This window comes from Bradyrhizobium sp. SPXBL-04, assembly GCF_051853035.1.
Classification (GTDB): domain Bacteria; phylum Pseudomonadota; class Alphaproteobacteria; order Rhizobiales; family Xanthobacteraceae; genus Bradyrhizobium; species Bradyrhizobium zhanjiangense.
Window position 1 is genome coordinate 3840774 of record NZ_CP182472.1, and the last position, 14678, is coordinate 3855451.

Below are 14678 nucleotides of genomic sequence, written 5' to 3' on the forward strand. Positions count from 1 at the left end.
TTCTCCCGCGCTCTTCTAATAAGTCGACCCGCACGAAAGTGCCTCTTAGTCGTTCGGGACGAACACGTTTCGGCCCCAACGAGGAATGTGGATCTATCGAGGAACAAGCTGTGAGAGGGGCGTTGCGGCGATTGAACTGATTTGATGGTCGCGGTCATCCGCGCGTCAGCCAGGGCTACCCTAGTTTCGCGCAATAGTCGCACCCAGAAAGCCGATTAAGTCGCTGACTGAACCCTTCGATGCCCGTTCATCGTTCCGGCATTGCAGAGTGTGGCAATGCCGGCGAGGTCGTCCGCCGGCCAGGCTTGCGGATCGACGTCATTGCGGTGCGCGGTCATGATGATCCAAGAGGTGCATGAACGCGGCGCGGGCGGCTCGACGATCAGAGCGCGTGAAGAGCCTGGACTACGTTCGGGGGCAAAGCCGCGCAGCGCGCGTTCTGCCGCATTGCTTGATTTGCAGATGCCGCCGTCATGTCAGCGCTTCGCTGCCTAAACGCCAATGCCTTTCTACCCGCGAAGATTGCGCGTCTGAGCGCTTTCAGCCGGAAATGTGCTCGAACCACCCATCCGTCGGACCCGTTCGTTCGCGCTCAGCCTTCCAAAATACCCGTAGACTGGACAGAAACTAATTTCGGTCGTATCATAATTTCGTGAAAATGTGCATGTTCTAACGAGAGGCTGGCTAGGAGGAGAGGAATCTCAAATGCCGTCGTTCGCGAAAATGCAAATCAATAAGCTGCCTGCAAGTGCCATCTTTCCTTGCTGGTTTGACTTCTACGATGCGGCTTCGGCCGGAACTAGTCCGTCCATATAGTTGTGCTGGACGGCCAAACGTCGCTTCATTTCTATTGGGTCTGAGGAAGCCCCCAATGCATTGGTCGCCTCGACCCCACACGCGGGAGAAGCAAATGTCCCCGAGTCGCCTCCTGTTGCGATCGAGTCCTGGTCCTAGTCGTGAAGCGGACCAAAGAGGAAGCACAGTTGATACGCTGGCCCGGGATGCCATGGGAAGAAACAGATCATTTGTAGTTCGAGGAAGTGTAGATCAGACCGACGAGGAGCGCGGGCTGGAGCAGTCGGCTTTTGATGGGGGCCATTGTTGGCCAGGGGACATTCAGAAGAGCCGGGAGAAGATGGTTCGACTACTGCGCCTATTTTCGTCGCCCCGGAAGCGGCTGGGTCTTACCCCCGATGAGGTGCTCATCTTCCTCGCGATCGGTTATCTTTGCACGACGACTACGAATTGTGTTGTTCAACTCACGCCGATCGGCTTAATCGACGTGGCGACGTTGCTCGGAATCCCGAAAGAAACGGTTCGCCGAAAAACGGGCAGATTGGCAGCGCTTGAGTACGTGAGCTGCACTCCGAAAGGAGTCATGATCAAGCAACCCAAGGTCTGGTGTGATATGTTGAACCGCGCTCTCGCCTGAAAACCTCGATTGCTGCCGTCTAGGAAAAAAAGGGCTGCGCGCCTTCCGCAGCCCAGTCTTGGGAGAAACCTACATGTAAGATCGCTCGGTCATTCGGACGCGAGTACCAAAGGGCCGCGATATTCATTGCAGCCCGACGCATGCGGGTGAGGTGATTTGACATAGAACGAGCTTTAGATGTGGTTCCAAAAACCCAGTTTGAGGCGCCGGACTAACTTAGGCTCTCAGATTGCAGCTACTATCAGTCTGGCCGTGCCGACGGCCCTAAGAGCGCCTTGAGGCGGGCGACTTACTAGGCGCCCCGCCAGCATCTCCCTTTTGGCTCCGGCTCACCGCGGAATGGACCCGTCATCAGGTTACGAACGACAAATTGGGCTGCTCAGCAAGCGTAGCTTTTGAGCCCAAAAACTATGGCGACAATCGCAAATGTTGGTCAGAAGCCACACAATGCGGACACTTTCGCCTTGGCATGCCGGGGAATGAAGGCCAACAGTACTCGGCAGCCCGTGTGAAGGTATGAAGGGCGCTCTTCCTAACTTTGCTCGAGCTCGACCTCGATCACACGTTTCTTCAAGGCTGCGGGTACGGAAAAAACGGCGGAGGCCAACGGGGCGTCCCACCGAGTTGCTCCTTGAGTCGGTTACCAGATCTGTCGGCGTCTTCTTGGTAGCTTTCGCGAGAGGTGATGGTTGCAGTCGCAAGCGCGAGTGGGGGATATCTCAGGCTTCGAGCAACGCACGCATCAGTTGTTCTCTGCTCAAAGGCAATGATCGGACACGGACGCCAAGGGCGACAGCAACCGCATTGCCGATCGCAGCTGCGGTCGGACCGAGCGCTACCTCGCCGATACCCAGCGGCAGATCCTTTGGACTGCCGATTAGCTTGACTTCGATCTCCGGTATCTCGCTGAACCGCAGCACCGGGTAGTGTTCCCAAGCGTTCGACTTTATGACCCCGTCTTCGAATCGTACGCGCTCCTTGATTGTCCAGCTCGCCGCTTGGATTGCTCCGCCTTCGATTTGATTGATCGCGCCGTCAGGATTGATGACGAGACCGGCATCTGCTGCAATCCAAAAACGCTCTAGTCGTATTTCTTCGTCGACCAAAAGGTCGACGACCACGGCAACGTACGCGGCGCGGTTCTTGTAGCGGCTAAATGCGAAGCCTCGACCCCGTCCGCTCCCGACCTCTCCCGGTCCGCGCCACCCGGCCATCGCAGCCGCCGCCTCGATTACCTTCCGCCCACGGAGATCGGACAGATTGTCTAGTCGATAGTCCACGGGATCTCGTCCCAAAAGCTCCGCCAGCTCGTCCATCATTGACTCGATGGCGAATACATTCGCGAGCGCTCCCAATCCCCGCATAGACGAACTGCGTACCGGGGGATCGGTCACAAGGCGATGCAGGATGCGCTGCCGAGGAATCTCATAGATCGAAAAGCCATTGCGGATACCACCGCCACCGCTGGCATCGGATATATCGACTGGTGCGGACGGCAAGGGCGGATTTGGCATAAGTTGCGCGCTCAGAAAGTTAACCCGCCCCCCCATGCCCGGCCGTGTGCCATGCACTGGGCTCAAGATATCCACCCCCCATGCGAGCGGCTTGCCATCGTTGCCAAGATCTACATTGATCGTCACTTCCGCGGCGGGACCAAGGGGAGATGAGGTCATCTCATCCTCGCGCATCCACATAACCCTGATAGGCGCGCCGGGCTTCGAGCATGCGATCAGTGCGGCCTCGAAAGCCGCGTCGTCGGCCCCGTTGTGTCCGTAGCAGCCCGCTCCCGGGCGGTGGATGACGTTAACCGCAGAAGGATCCAGGGTGAGCGCGGTGGCGATCGCCTTACGGAGTGGATTCACACCTTGCGCATGGGTCCAGACAGTAAGGTGCCCAGCCTCAAAAAGGGCGAGTGCGCAGGATGGTCCGATCGAGGCGTGGGCAAGCCAGGGCCGCGAATAAGTCGCGGTGACTGTTCTGGCGGCGATCTCAGCCTCTTTGCTCTCTTCATCGCCCAACGTGCGAGCCTTGATGGTCCGCCTGCGTAGGGCGCTCGAGTCGTCGTCGCCGCGTTGCAGAGGAGTTCCGCCGGTCCAGGTGATGAAGCGTTCGCGAGCCTGCCAAGCACTTACGACGTCTTCTTCCCGCTCTCCAACGAGCGCAGCAAAGTCCCCCGTCCTCACGATCTCGACCGCATCGACATAGCGCTTCGGCAGCTTGGTTCCTTCGAGCCGTTCGATCCGCGCACCTGGCCAAGGCTGGTGCAGCACGCGCGCATGCAGCATGCCCTTAAACGACACGTCATGAATAAACCCTGCGCCGAAGACCTTCGCGGGAAGGTCTATCCGGTTCAGGCTGGTCCCGACTACCTTGAAGCCGGCCGCCGACTTGACCTTGGCGGATGCGGTCGCGGGTCGATGAAGATCGACCACACCAGACAAGCTCCAATAGCTTTCGCCCGTCTCTTGACCGTCACGCAGGAACGCGCCGTCCACAATCGAAATCGCGTCGTTTTGGCAATTGAGCTGCTGCGCGGCTCGGTTGCAAAAAATCTCGCGGACTTCGGCGGCCACCAACCGGACGGCAGCCCCAGACTTCTCTATCGATATGCTGCCGGCCGTATAATGCTCATCAGGACATCCGTCGGTGTCGCCTGATACGACGTCGAGCCGGTCCGGCGAGACGTCCATTTCTTCGGAAACTAGCTGAGCAAGCGCAGTTATCACGCCTTGCCCCAGCTCCACTTTGCCCGTCGCGAAGCGGACTCTTCCGCCCGGTTTGATCGTGATCCACTGGTCGAGCCACGGATTTTCGACCAAAATCGACGGAAGATCGTTGGAAATCATGATGCGGCTTTCTCCGCTCCTCGGGCGAGGAGCTCTGCCGCGCGCTCGATGGCCCGCAAAATTCTGAGGTGCGCCCCACAGCGGCATAGATTGGGCTCTAGGGCGGCCCGGATTTCTTGGCGATCGGGGCGAGGACGCCTATCAAGAAGCGCCTTCGCGGAAATCATCATACCGGACAGGCAGTAGCCGCACTGTCCAGCTTGTTCCTCGAGAAACGCCTGCTGCAGTGCGTGTGGCTCTCCGAGCTTGCCAAGGCCTTCCAGAGTTGTCACCGACCGCCCAACAGATTGCAAGACCGACATCGTACATGAATACATGGGCTCCCCATCGACGAGCACCATACAAGCGCCGCACTGCTCCTGGCCACAACCAAACCGCGCTCCAGTCAACCCCAGATAGTTTCGCAGCGCCGTCAGAAGCGGTGTGTCTTCAGCAATGTCGAGCTTTGCGATGCGCCCGTTGAGATCCAATTCAACTGTCACTATTCACCCATCACCTAATTTACCTGCATAGTAACGAGGCCGCTGTTCAATGTAGTCCGTCACGAAGAGAGGAGGTCTCTCTCCGTAAGCGCGCCTGCTGCGCAGTAGCGCCGGATCGAGTGCCTGCGGCCAAATTGAGCCTACTCCAGGATACAGAGAAACCTCCGGCGGGCATGCCGAAGGTTTCGGTAGTCGCGCCATACTTGGAGATGAGAGCTCCCTTTAACACGCTCTCTTATAGGTTCATTGCTCACTCGCCATCGTGGTCCTAAGTGCACTTCCTCGACCCAACCATCTTCCTTCGACTTGCAACACGTTCTTTCCAGGACTAGCGGCCAGCCGACTTGCGTATCGACCCGGCGGATCGCAGTCCGTGGAACTCTCTGCGACCTCTTACAATCCTGGGCCGATGGCAACCCTGCAGCTCATAAAAATAGTACATGTACGATTTTGTTTGTGTCAATATATTTGCGAGCGTCCCAGCCGGTTGTGTGCGAGCGAATTGCAAGTGCGTTGGCGAGCGGGCTGACGGACGGCCATCAGCAGGCGCCGCCCGGCACCGCGTGCAAATCGACGACTCAGAAGGTTGTCCTATTCCCATCCACCACGAGTTGGCTCGGCCTAAACCGCAGCCGTTGAGTTCTGCGTCATGAAGCAAGGCTGCGTGCAATTGTCTCGAACGTTGCGGGCTCGCGCCCCAAGAGCATGCGCATAACGTTGTTGTTGCCCAAAAAGCCGTGTCGGTCGTAGTGCTCGTTCATGGCGTGCCAGTCGGCTAATCCTTCCGGAGAGCGGGCGGCGAGGCGGGGCGTCAGTTTTACCTCGAACGTGGGGATCTGAACCGGATTCAGCGATACGCCGCGCAGGCGACCAATCGTGCGCACCATATCTGCCATCGAACCTTGCGTGCTGCTCAGTTCATAGCTGGCGTGTTCGTGACCCCTCTCTGTAATCGACTTGACTCCGACCTCAGCCAGCTCACGTAGATCGACGAGCGCGAATAGTCGGTCCGGATTGAACGGAATCGAAACCTGCCCTGCCGGCGAGTTGCCGCCATAAGAGCGATATACGACCTGGGCGTACATCGCCGGCTGCAATATCGTCCAACTCAGCGAGCTACTACGGATTGCAGCTTCCGCCTCGGCCTTTCGCATGTGATGGCGTAGACCGGGCGTATGCGGATGAAGGACCGATACGTATACGAGCTTCCTGATCCTTTCGCTCTCAGCCGCACGCGCCACGGTTATAGCATAGTGGGTTTCGGCACTGACCATGGCTGGGGGAATCAAATAGACTGCGTCCGCGCCTTGGAGAGCCGCTCTGACTGTTTCCGCATTTGAGAGGTCCGCGTGAACCACTTGGTCCGCAGAGCAGCCGATTATCTTGGCGCCTGATTCGGTATGCGTCGTCGCTCGCGTCCGAAACCCAGCCGCACGTAAAGCGCGCAGTACGTATCCACCGCTGATGCCCGAAGCGCCGAAGACGACAACTAGTCGATTATCCGGATGGCTACGCTTGGAGAACATCCCTCTTTGTCCATTATGGTCTTTCAAACTGGAAGCCTCCACTTTAATGGTTCCGTCGAGGGGTGGTCGATCTGATCAACCAAGTCACTTGGCCGCGCTATGAAGGCGGCGCGCAATCCGGCAAACGTCCACGCGGAAGCACCCTCATGGAGGAGATTCCGTAAGGTTCGCGCGACGAACTTTTGGAGGGCAAGACTCGCCTCCGCACGTATCGCTCGCAAGAGCAGCGAATTGTTGTATTCGGCGCTGTCACCGTATTGTGGCGTGCTCGCTAGCCATGGCCGTAGTTGAGTCGGGCTGATGTTCAGGTAGAGGGCATCAGCCCGACGGGCCCTTCCGCTACTGCTTAAGTCTCTACGATCGGGAGTCGCCGGACAGTTTTTCCCGTCAGCTTCCGCCAAGCGTTCGCGACGGCGGGGCCGACCGGTGGCACGCCAGGTTCGCCGGCGCCGGTTGGCTTCTCGCCGGAATTGATCATCGACACTTCTACCTCGGGCATCTCATTGATGCGCAACACGCGATAGTCATGGAAGTTCGACTGTAGAACGCTACCCCCATCCGCCAGTGCGATCTCGCTGAACAGGACCGCGCCCAATCCGAACGCGATACCACCTTCCATCTGAGCTCTAACCGAATTCGGGTTGACGACAACGCCGCAATCGACCGCACACCAGACCTTATGCACGCGGGGCGTACCGTCGGAATTGCGCGACACTTGGGCGACCTCTGCGACATGCGTACCGAAGGACTTGACCACTGCAACGCCCATCTGATGGCCTTCAGGGAGGGTTTTGCCCCAGTTTGCCATCTCCGCTGCGCGCCTCAGCACGCCTTTGTCGCGCTCGTCGGCAAGCTGGCTGAGGCGGCCCTGCACGGCATCCTTGCCTGCCATCTGCAACATCTCGTCCACGAAGGTCTCGACAGCAAATCCGGTGTGTGTGTGCCCGACCGAGCGCCAGAACATGGGCGGAACGGCCAGACGAACATTGTGGGCTCTTACTCTCAGATTTGGGATGGCATAGGGCAGATCGTCGGCGCCTTCTACCATGAAGTGCTCAACATCTTCGCCAGGAGTAAGACGCTGGCCGACAATCGCATGATCCCAGCCGACGATCATGCCCTTGCTGTCAATGGCGCCTCGCAAATTATGGAGAAACATCGGCCGATAGGAACCTCCTCGGATGTCGTCTTCACGGGTATGGAAGTATTTGACTGGCCGGTTTCCTCCGACCGCTTTGAACACCTCTGCGGCGTAGCCCATGTCGGGGCCACCGAAGGTAGTCCGGCGACCAAATCCGCCCCCGGTGAGCTGAGCCTTGAGGCGGATCTTGGACGGATCGATCCCGAGCACTTTGGCGGCGGCCTTCAAATCGACGCCAGGCATTTGCGAGCCGCAGAATATGTCGAGCGTACCATCGGCTCGTGGCACGAACAGTTCGTCCATCGGCTCCATCGGCGCGTGCGCTAGGAACGGAAATAGAATGCGTGACTCGTGCGTCCGAACGCCTTTCTCCGCCAACACTCTGTCGACATCCCCCTTTTTGACGGCGTCTATACCTGCTTCTCCCAGTTTTTCGGCATAGGCGGCGGCCAATTGTTGGGAGCTGCGCGTCTCTGCCTTCGACAGATTCCATTCGACCTTGAGCAGGTCACGCGCCTTGATAGCCGTGTAGGTATCTGTCGCATAAACCGCAACGCCGGTGGAGACCGCCTTCACATCGACCACGCCCGGGACCTTACGCGCCTCTGAATCATCGAACGACTGCACGCTGGCCCCGAATTGATCTGGGTGCTTGACCAATGCCACCACCATGTTGTCCGCTTCGAGATCCAAGGTGAAAACCGCTTTGCCTGTCGTTTTCTCTGGCAGGTCCAGCCGTGGAAGCTCCCGTCCGATCAACCGGAAATTTTTGGCATCCTTCAGCACTGGATCGGCGGGCGGGGTCTGCTTTGCCGCTTGCTCCGCGAATGCGCCAAAGCCGCCCTTCCTTCCAGAGGCCGGGTGCCCGATCTCGCCCTTCGAAACCGTAATTTCGGCGGCCGGTACCACCCATTCCTGCGCCGCCGCAGCCACCAACATGGCACGGGCCGTGGCGCCGGCTTTACGATATTGCTCATACGAGTTGGCTATACCGGAAGAACCGAAGGTTCCCTGTAAGAATATGTTCCGGCTGACCAGGATGAGATTGGCGTAGACCTTGTCATCGATAGGTGAATGAACGACCCTCATCTGCGACCAGTCGGCATCGAGCTCCTCGGCAACGAGAGCGGCCAAACCTGAGTGGATGCCCTGACCCCATTCGAGATGCTTTGAGAGGATAGTAACGGTGCTGTCCGGTCCCACTTTCACGAAGGAATTCATGGAAGAACCGGCGGAGCCGTCTGGAAGCGCGTCTAAAAGCGCAGCGCGGGCCATGCCCTTCGGCATCACAGCGAAGCCAATGACGAGGCCGACGCCCTGAAGGAACGTTCTGCGCGAGAAAGGAAGTTCTTGAACGCTCATCGCACTATCTCTCTATGTTTGGCCGAAGGACGTTGTGTAGCGAGAACACCAACTTGTATGAAACGCGTCTATCATTTGCCGTCGACGCTATCTCACGACGCCGCGATACGGTTCCGCATAAAATTCCGAAAATGCGGACCTCGTTCGTGCGTTGCAGGTGCCAAGAGGATATCTTGTAGGCCAAGCAAATGTTTGTCGTTTTCCGGCCGTCGACATGCAGGTTGTGCGCTTAATGCGCTGAATATTTCGTGCAATTGGCGAAATGAGCTACAAACTGCGAAGTGACGTCCTGATGGACGGAGGGTGATGGCGGCAATCGATACAACAGCGATCGCTTTTGGAATTGCGACATATCTTGCTCTTGAGACTGATGGTGCCGGGAGCTGGTTACGCAGGTGCTTGGAAGCGTTAGGACCGTAGAGCGCGATTGACCAATTCGAACATGTCGAGGCGCGCAGTCGTGGGGTCAGATTCGGTTATCGCGCCCGACTCGCGGAAATTCATGATGGCGTCAGGTTCGGTCGAACTAGCAGTCCACCGTGGCAAGCCATGGCCATTCGGATTGCCTGTCTTCACGAAATTGATCCAGTATGCGTTCATGGCTTTTGCCATCTTCCGATCGTCTTCGGTGAAAGTCAGAGGTTCGTTAAAGAGGGTGCTCGTCCAGTCTGGTCCCATCGATGTCGCGGGAGTTTGCGACAGGTTGTCGAGCATAAACGGCAGCTCGGATGCATGCAGAGCTCCGGCAATCTTTGCGCGAAGGGCATGTGGCCTGTACGAAAAGCGGTACGAATAGACAGGCTGCCTCAGTTTCGCGAAGGAGCGGGCAATCGCGCGAGCTGGTTCATAGTAGAGCGCCTCGGTCAACAAGCGGGCGGCTTGCTCCGGCTCTGGGTAGAGCGATGTAAAAGCCTGCAGCAGAGGCTCACGATTGTCGCCCAAACCGCTCAGCAGCCCGTCAAGATCGATGCCTCCAAGAAACACCCTTGCTTCGTAATCTGTCGTGCCAATGATGATCGGAACAGGAGTAAACCCTCCTGTCTCGAAAGCCCGTCCGAACGAGTCAGTCATGATCTTGCCGTCGATCATCGGGCCAGCAAACGTTGTGCGCTGCGGCGAGGTTTGCCCGAGCCCGCTGACGATCGTCTCGGCAGGCAAGGCCCGCAGACCTGCTGCATCGAGTCTCCCCAGTCGAAGAGTTTCCAGGAAGGCCTCGCCCAGCGATTCGCCCGTACGCGTCACTCCCGCCTGACGATGCAGCGGGGGTTCGCGATGCATTCCATGCGTCGACGATTGTAAAATTGCTTTCCGAAAAAGTCCTCTGGCTTGGGGGGCTATCAACATAGCCGCAACGCTGCGCGCGCCAGCCGACTCGCCGCAGATTGTCACGTTCTCCGGATCGCCACCAAATGCTGCGATATTGCGCTTAACCCAGCGAAGCGCCGCAATTTGGTCCATGAAGCCGTAGTTTCCGAGCGGCTCGTTGGCGTGTGCTTGCGTCAGGGAAGGATGGGCGAAAAATCCGAAGCGCCCGAGCCGATAATTGAAGGACACGAAAAGAATGCCCGCATTCGCGAATGGTGCGCCGTCGTAAAGGAGGGTGCCACTTCCTCCATTGAAGAAGCCGCCTCCAGGAATGAGCACCATTACTGGACGTTTGGTCCTATTGGATCCCAAGGGCCGCCAGACGTTGATAGTGAGGCAGTCCTCGCTCGTTCCGTTCACGGGTGGCGTGAATGGAACGTCCGACTGCGAGCACGCTGGGCCGAACTCGTCAGCGGCGCGTATGCCTGGCCAAGAGATCGCGGCTTGCGGTGGTCGCCAACGCAACGGCCCCAATGGAGGCGCCGCATAGGGTATCCCCCTGAACACCTCCGCCCCTTCCTGTGAAATCCCACGGACGTTACCGGAATCGATTGCGACAACCGGCCCGTTGGCTGCGTCAAACGCCATCGTTCCTCCATTCAAATGCGTTGCGGCGCCGTGTTTCGCTGCGAGTTATTCTCGAGTGATTGCAGATGATGAGGTCGCTCTACTCAAGACCGAGGCAAGGTCGCACCTCATCCTTCCCACTTCACGATTGCGCTGCTTTCCCGGCCGTTCGCGAGGTGAGGACTTGTGAAAATCGACTCTCTAAAGACGAACGGGGAGCCACACTCGGCGTCGCCTGATTTTTTGACATATTACAAAATCGGACGTATTGCAATTTAATATAACTCGACCTCTCCATTGAGATTTGTAATGTCCAAGCCGGGTTCCGAGCTGCGGTCGCGGCGACCGGCGTTGCGGCCGACGTCGCCCCTTTTACACAAGCCACGCAGTTGCCTCTCTTACGTAGCGTGTTGATCATCGAAAATGGAAGCACCCCAGACGGTGACCATCAAGGGACGTATGATCAAATCTGATCCAGGCGGCGCGCAGCACACCGCGGGCAATCCGGATCATCAACAGGTGGATGTTACTGCCCTCGTTCCCGCGGTCGCGGCGTATCGACGGTACTGTCTCAGCGCGATGAGGCTTGGCGGTTCGATCATCGTCGCTACGTCGCCCCAGCCTGGAGGAGAGGAGGGGCTGGTCGCGGCCAATTCGATCCTGGTCCGATTCCTCCCGCAACTTCTTACTGAGATCGAGCCGAGCCATCTGAATATGGGCTCCGGCTTATCGAGGTTAGTCGCGACTTCGAGCCTGGCCACTGCCGGCACCGACATCTGCGTCACCGACGTCGGCGAGCCGGGCCTGTTCTATATTCTCTCGCTATTCGTCTTGTTGGCCGCGCCGCTGGTCCACAATAGGGGGCAGAATCCGAACGAGGCCATCAAGCTAACGGCCGGTGCCGCCCGCAGTTTGCAAGGTCTTTAACATGGCGAACGCCGACGAGCCGCTTGATAGCCAGGCCGGCGCGCGCAACGCTAGCAGGCGGGGGCGACAGGTCAGGCAACGAGATCAACGGCCGGCCCGTCCTGGCGTACGTGATAACAAGCGGTGCATCGGTAGCGGCGTCGTCGAGCAGCTCGTCTGTGCGTTCGGTCATATCATGGCCGCGATCAAGCCCGATCCGCTGTGCTTTCGGATCGAGAGCGGAGACGCCAATGCGTGAGCCGGCCTTCTGGTACCAGCCACGCTCGACGTTGTCGCATATGCTGCGACCCTTGGGCTGGCTGTACGGCGAGATCGCCGCACGGCGTATGGCGCGACAGAACTTCGAATCCTGCATCCCCGTGATCTGTGTCGGCAATTATCACACCGGTGGCGCGGGCAAGACTCCGACCGTGCGCGCACTGACGAGCTTCTTGCGTGAGCTCGGCGAGAACCCAGCTGTGGTGAGCCGCGGTTACCGTGGCCGTTTGAGGGGGCCGGTAATGGTGGATCGCGATCGTCACAACGCCGCCGACGTCGGAGATGAGCCCCTGATGCTGGTGAGTGAGGTGCCGGTCGCGGTGGCGCGAAATCGTCTTGATGGCGTCGCGCTCGCCACGTCTCAGGGCGCCACCGCGATCTTGATGGACGACGGCTTTCAGGACCCGCGCATCATGAAGGATGCCGCGCTAATCGTGATCGACAGTGAGCGTGGCCTCGGCAATGGCCGCGTGTTTCCCGCAGGTCCGCTGCGCGCGCCGCTGAAACCGCAGCTGGCGCGGACAGATGCGCTTGTCCTGATCGGCGGTGGTCAGTCCGCGGATTATGTGGCGGCTGATATCGCAGCGCGTGACAAGCCAGTGCTGCGCGCGCGTCTAAAGCCTGACGCCGCCACCGTCACCAAGCTGCTCGGAAAGCGGGTCCTGGCATTTGCCGGCATCGGCGATCCCCAGCGCTTTTTCCGAACGCTCCGGTTGAGCGGCATCGACGTCGCATGCACGCAGCGCTTCACAGACCACCACATGTTCTCCAAGGCCGATATCGAAGCGCTCTCGGTCAGGGCTAACCGCGAGCGGCTCACGCTCGTGACCACTGAAAAGGATCTTGTGCGACTGCTGGGCAGCAGCCTGTACAACCAAGCAGTGCCGTTCCCGGTCAAGCTTGAGTTCGACGATCCCGCAGGGCTCCGGGCAGCGATCAGCACTTATCTGCACAAGGCGCGCGAACGGTGTCGCCTAGGCTGAGCGGCGTCCTCAAGCTGGCCGGTTCCGGCTAAGCTTGGCGCGTTCGAATGTCGCTAGCTGCCCATGCGGATTGCCTGCGAGAGTTTCTTCGCTGCTTTAAACGCCCTTCACGGCAGCTCTGAGCACTGCGATGATTGTAGCGATGCGGCTGCCGTATTCGGCACCGTGCAGCGGCAGCAATATGCGCGTGGCAAATACGCACGGATGACCGGCGGGGAAATGATCGGCACCGCAATCAAGTTTGAGAATGGTTCCATTCTCGATCGAGTGCGAAGACATTCTCTTGTCAGCCTGCGCCTCGCAGCTTGCTGAATTTTGCGCTCACGGCAAGGGCCAGCGGTTGGCCACCGCGCGTCATTCTTGACATATATCAAAATCGGACATATTACAATTTCGTGGTGCCCGGGCCGCTGAGGCCCCGGATGCTGCCCCCACTTCTTCATTTGTTGAGAGGCTCCCATGTCGATGCCGGCGTTCAAGCCAACTGCGCGCGCGATTCCTTCAGATGCAGTACCAACAAATGCCCTCAAGCAGTATGTGCCGCATCTCAGCATTGCCGAGCGGGATAGGCGATGGGCTCAGGCCAGGAGCAGGATGATGTTTGCCGAGTTGGATGCCCTGGTTTTCCTTGGCAACGACATTTACTTCGGCATGGGCATGGCAAATCTCAGGTATATGTTTCAGCTGGACGCGCAGATCGGGGGCGATGCTCTCTTCCCTGCGATAGGTGATCCGGTTGTCTGGACCGGCATCATTCACATGAACCGACCGTTCAATCCTTTCGCGGCGATCCAGGATTGGGTTGCCGACGTTCGTGGGCGCGCTGGAATACCGGGTATCGTCGACGAATTACGGGGTCGCCGCCTGGACCGCGCGCGAATTGGGCTTGTCGGGTTTTCGTCGACCATCCAGCGCACCCCGACCTTGCTGCACCGGGAGGTCGAGGCTCTCAAGGCGGCGCTGCCGGGTGCGACCTTTGTCGATGCCAGCTGGCTGATTGAGGAGATGCGCGTCGTCAAGAGCGAAGAGGAGATCGGCATGCTACGCAAGGCGGGTGGTATCGCCCGCAAGGCCGTAGACGCCCTGATCGCTACCGCGCGACCGGGAGTACCGGAGGCGGTGGTGTTCGCAGAGATGATCAAGACGCAGATCGCCAACGGCGCCGAGCCCAACATCTTCAATCTTTGGGCGGCTGGTCCCGTCGAGCACCCCGCAAACGAACTGTGGCACACCCTGCATGGGTCGGATCAGCCGATCGCGCCGACCATGCGCCCTCTGGCTTCGGGCGATATCATCATATCGGAGCTGCACACCAAGTACGGCGGCTATCGCTGCCATACCGAATACACGGTATATCTTGGTCGCCAGGCGCCGAAGCAATTGCTTCGCATCTGGGACGTCGCGGTCGAGTGCCTACAGGCCAGCAAGACCGCACTGACGCGGGGCCGGACGATTCGTGAGGCCGTTGCAATGATCCGAAAGCCGGCGGAGGCGGCAGGACTCGACTGGGTCGAACTCGGCTTCCATGCCATGGGAACGGCGTCGCCTGAACACCCCAGCGTCGTCTATCCGAGCGGGTACGGCGTTGACGCCATCAACGGCGCGCGGGTTGACGATATGGAGCTCGAAGTTGGGATGGCTTTCGGGAACAACATCAACCTGCATGATTCAAATTGGAAGGTAGATGTCGGGGTGATGCTGGCAGATTTCATGGTTGTTCGCGACAAGGAGGCCGAGGTGCTCGTCAATACGCCCCTTGAGTTGGCCCAGATCGCCTAACCGTCATCGC

General features: G+C 58.9%; 11 protein-coding genes and 1 pseudogene. 5 read left to right on the forward strand and 7 right to left on the reverse strand.

Annotated features, from left to right (window positions below; all coding sequences use genetic code 11):
- Positions 1-215: 215 nt before the first annotated feature.
- Positions 216-473: pseudogene (locus ACNJX8_RS18130) on the reverse strand (hypothetical protein); the annotation flags it as partial.
- A gap of 662 nt (positions 474-1135) precedes the next feature.
- Between ACNJX8_RS18130 and ACNJX8_RS18135 the strand changes: the two are divergent.
- Entirely contained in the window at positions 1136-1432 is a 297-nt protein-coding gene (locus ACNJX8_RS18135) for a hypothetical protein (RefSeq protein ID WP_439361557.1), read from the forward strand.
- A gap of 719 nt (positions 1433-2151) precedes the next feature.
- Here ACNJX8_RS18135 and ACNJX8_RS18140 read toward each other — a convergent pair.
- The 5 genes from ACNJX8_RS18140 to ACNJX8_RS18160 all read right to left on the reverse strand — a co-directional run bounded on the left by ACNJX8_RS18140 (position 2152) and on the right by ACNJX8_RS18160 (position 10742).
- On the reverse strand, positions 2152-4278 hold the full coding sequence (locus tag ACNJX8_RS18140) for a molybdopterin cofactor-binding domain-containing protein (RefSeq protein WP_439361558.1): 2127 nt from the start codon (positions 4276-4278) through the stop codon (positions 2152-2154).
- The gene (locus ACNJX8_RS18145; protein ID WP_439361559.1) at positions 4275-4760 is read right to left on the reverse strand and encodes a (2Fe-2S)-binding protein; all 486 of its coding nucleotides are present in this window, start codon (positions 4758-4760) and stop codon (positions 4275-4277) included. Before ACNJX8_RS18145 ends, ACNJX8_RS18140 begins: the two co-directional genes overlap by 4 nt.
- 647 nt (positions 4761-5407) lie before the next feature.
- Complete coding sequence (locus tag ACNJX8_RS18150; RefSeq protein WP_439361560.1) at positions 5408-6286, reverse strand: SDR family oxidoreductase; 879 nt, start codon at positions 6284-6286, stop codon at positions 5408-5410.
- Positions 6287-6632: 346 nt separating this feature from the next.
- Positions 6633-8789: a molybdopterin cofactor-binding domain-containing protein gene (locus ACNJX8_RS18155; RefSeq protein WP_439361561.1), complete on the reverse strand. Its 2157-nt coding sequence runs from the start codon at positions 8787-8789 to the stop codon at positions 6633-6635.
- A gap of 408 nt (positions 8790-9197) precedes the next feature.
- A complete protein-coding gene (locus ACNJX8_RS18160; protein WP_439361562.1) occupies positions 9198-10742 on the reverse strand; it encodes a carboxylesterase/lipase family protein in 1545 nt (514 codons plus the stop codon).
- A 402-nt stretch (positions 10743-11144) separates the two neighbouring features.
- On the opposite strand from ACNJX8_RS18160, the gene ACNJX8_RS18165 reads away from it, so the two are divergent.
- Positions 11145-11648 carry a hypothetical protein gene (locus ACNJX8_RS18165; protein ID WP_439361563.1) on the forward strand — a complete coding sequence of 168 codons (504 nt, stop codon included), beginning with the start codon at positions 11145-11147 and terminating at the stop codon, positions 11646-11648.
- Here the strand turns inward: ACNJX8_RS18165 and ACNJX8_RS18170 are convergent.
- Entirely contained in the window at positions 11605-12024 is a 420-nt protein-coding gene (locus tag ACNJX8_RS18170) for a hypothetical protein (RefSeq protein ID WP_439362079.1), read from the reverse strand. The genes ACNJX8_RS18165 and ACNJX8_RS18170 overlap by 44 nt on opposite strands.
- Between ACNJX8_RS18170 and lpxK the strand changes: the two genes are divergently transcribed.
- From lpxK to ACNJX8_RS18185, 3 genes are all read left to right on the forward strand, one after another.
- Positions 11927-12889 (forward strand): tetraacyldisaccharide 4'-kinase, encoded by a 963-nt coding sequence (lpxK, locus tag ACNJX8_RS18175; RefSeq protein ID WP_439361932.1) that lies wholly within the window; start codon positions 11927-11929, stop codon positions 12887-12889. The two genes, ACNJX8_RS18170 and lpxK, sit on opposite strands and share 98 nt — an antisense overlap.
- 63 nt (positions 12890-12952) lie before the next feature.
- The gene (locus ACNJX8_RS18180; protein ID WP_439361564.1) at positions 12953-13201 is read left to right on the forward strand and encodes a hypothetical protein; all 249 of its coding nucleotides are present in this window, start codon (positions 12953-12955) and stop codon (positions 13199-13201) included.
- A 147-nt stretch (positions 13202-13348) separates the two neighbouring features.
- Positions 13349-14668 (forward strand): M24 family metallopeptidase, encoded by a 1320-nt coding sequence (locus ACNJX8_RS18185; RefSeq protein ID WP_439361565.1) that lies wholly within the window; start codon positions 13349-13351, stop codon positions 14666-14668.
- Positions 14669-14678 lie beyond the last annotated feature (10 nt).

What these genes read in the sequence shown, in the direction of transcription:
- ACNJX8_RS18135 (WP_439361557.1), top strand. Translation starts at nt 1,136, where the DNA reads ATGGTTCGACTACTGCGCCTATTTTCGTCGCCCCGGAAGCGGCTGGGT.
- ACNJX8_RS18140 (WP_439361558.1), bottom strand. Translation starts at nt 4,278, where the DNA reads ATGATTTCCAACGATCTTCCGTCGATTTTGGTCGAAAATCCGTGGCTC.
- ACNJX8_RS18150 (WP_439361560.1), bottom strand. Translation starts at nt 6,286, where the DNA reads ATGTTCTCCAAGCGTAGCCATCCGGATAATCGACTAGTTGTCGTCTTC.
- ACNJX8_RS18155 (WP_439361561.1), bottom strand. Translation starts at nt 8,789, where the DNA reads ATGAGCGTTCAAGAACTTCCTTTCTCGCGCAGAACGTTCCTTCAGGGC.
- ACNJX8_RS18160 (WP_439361562.1), bottom strand. Translation starts at nt 10,742, where the DNA reads ATGGCGTTTGACGCAGCCAACGGGCCGGTTGTCGCAATCGATTCCGGT.
- ACNJX8_RS18165 (WP_439361563.1), top strand. Translation starts at nt 11,145, where the DNA reads ATGGAAGCACCCCAGACGGTGACCATCAAGGGACGTATGATCAAATCT.
- lpxK (WP_439361932.1), top strand. Translation starts at nt 11,927, where the DNA reads ATGCTGCGACCCTTGGGCTGGCTGTACGGCGAGATCGCCGCACGGCGT.
- ACNJX8_RS18180 (WP_439361564.1), top strand. Translation starts at nt 12,953, where the DNA reads ATGCGGATTGCCTGCGAGAGTTTCTTCGCTGCTTTAAACGCCCTTCAC.
- ACNJX8_RS18185 (WP_439361565.1), top strand. Translation starts at nt 13,349, where the DNA reads ATGTCGATGCCGGCGTTCAAGCCAACTGCGCGCGCGATTCCTTCAGAT.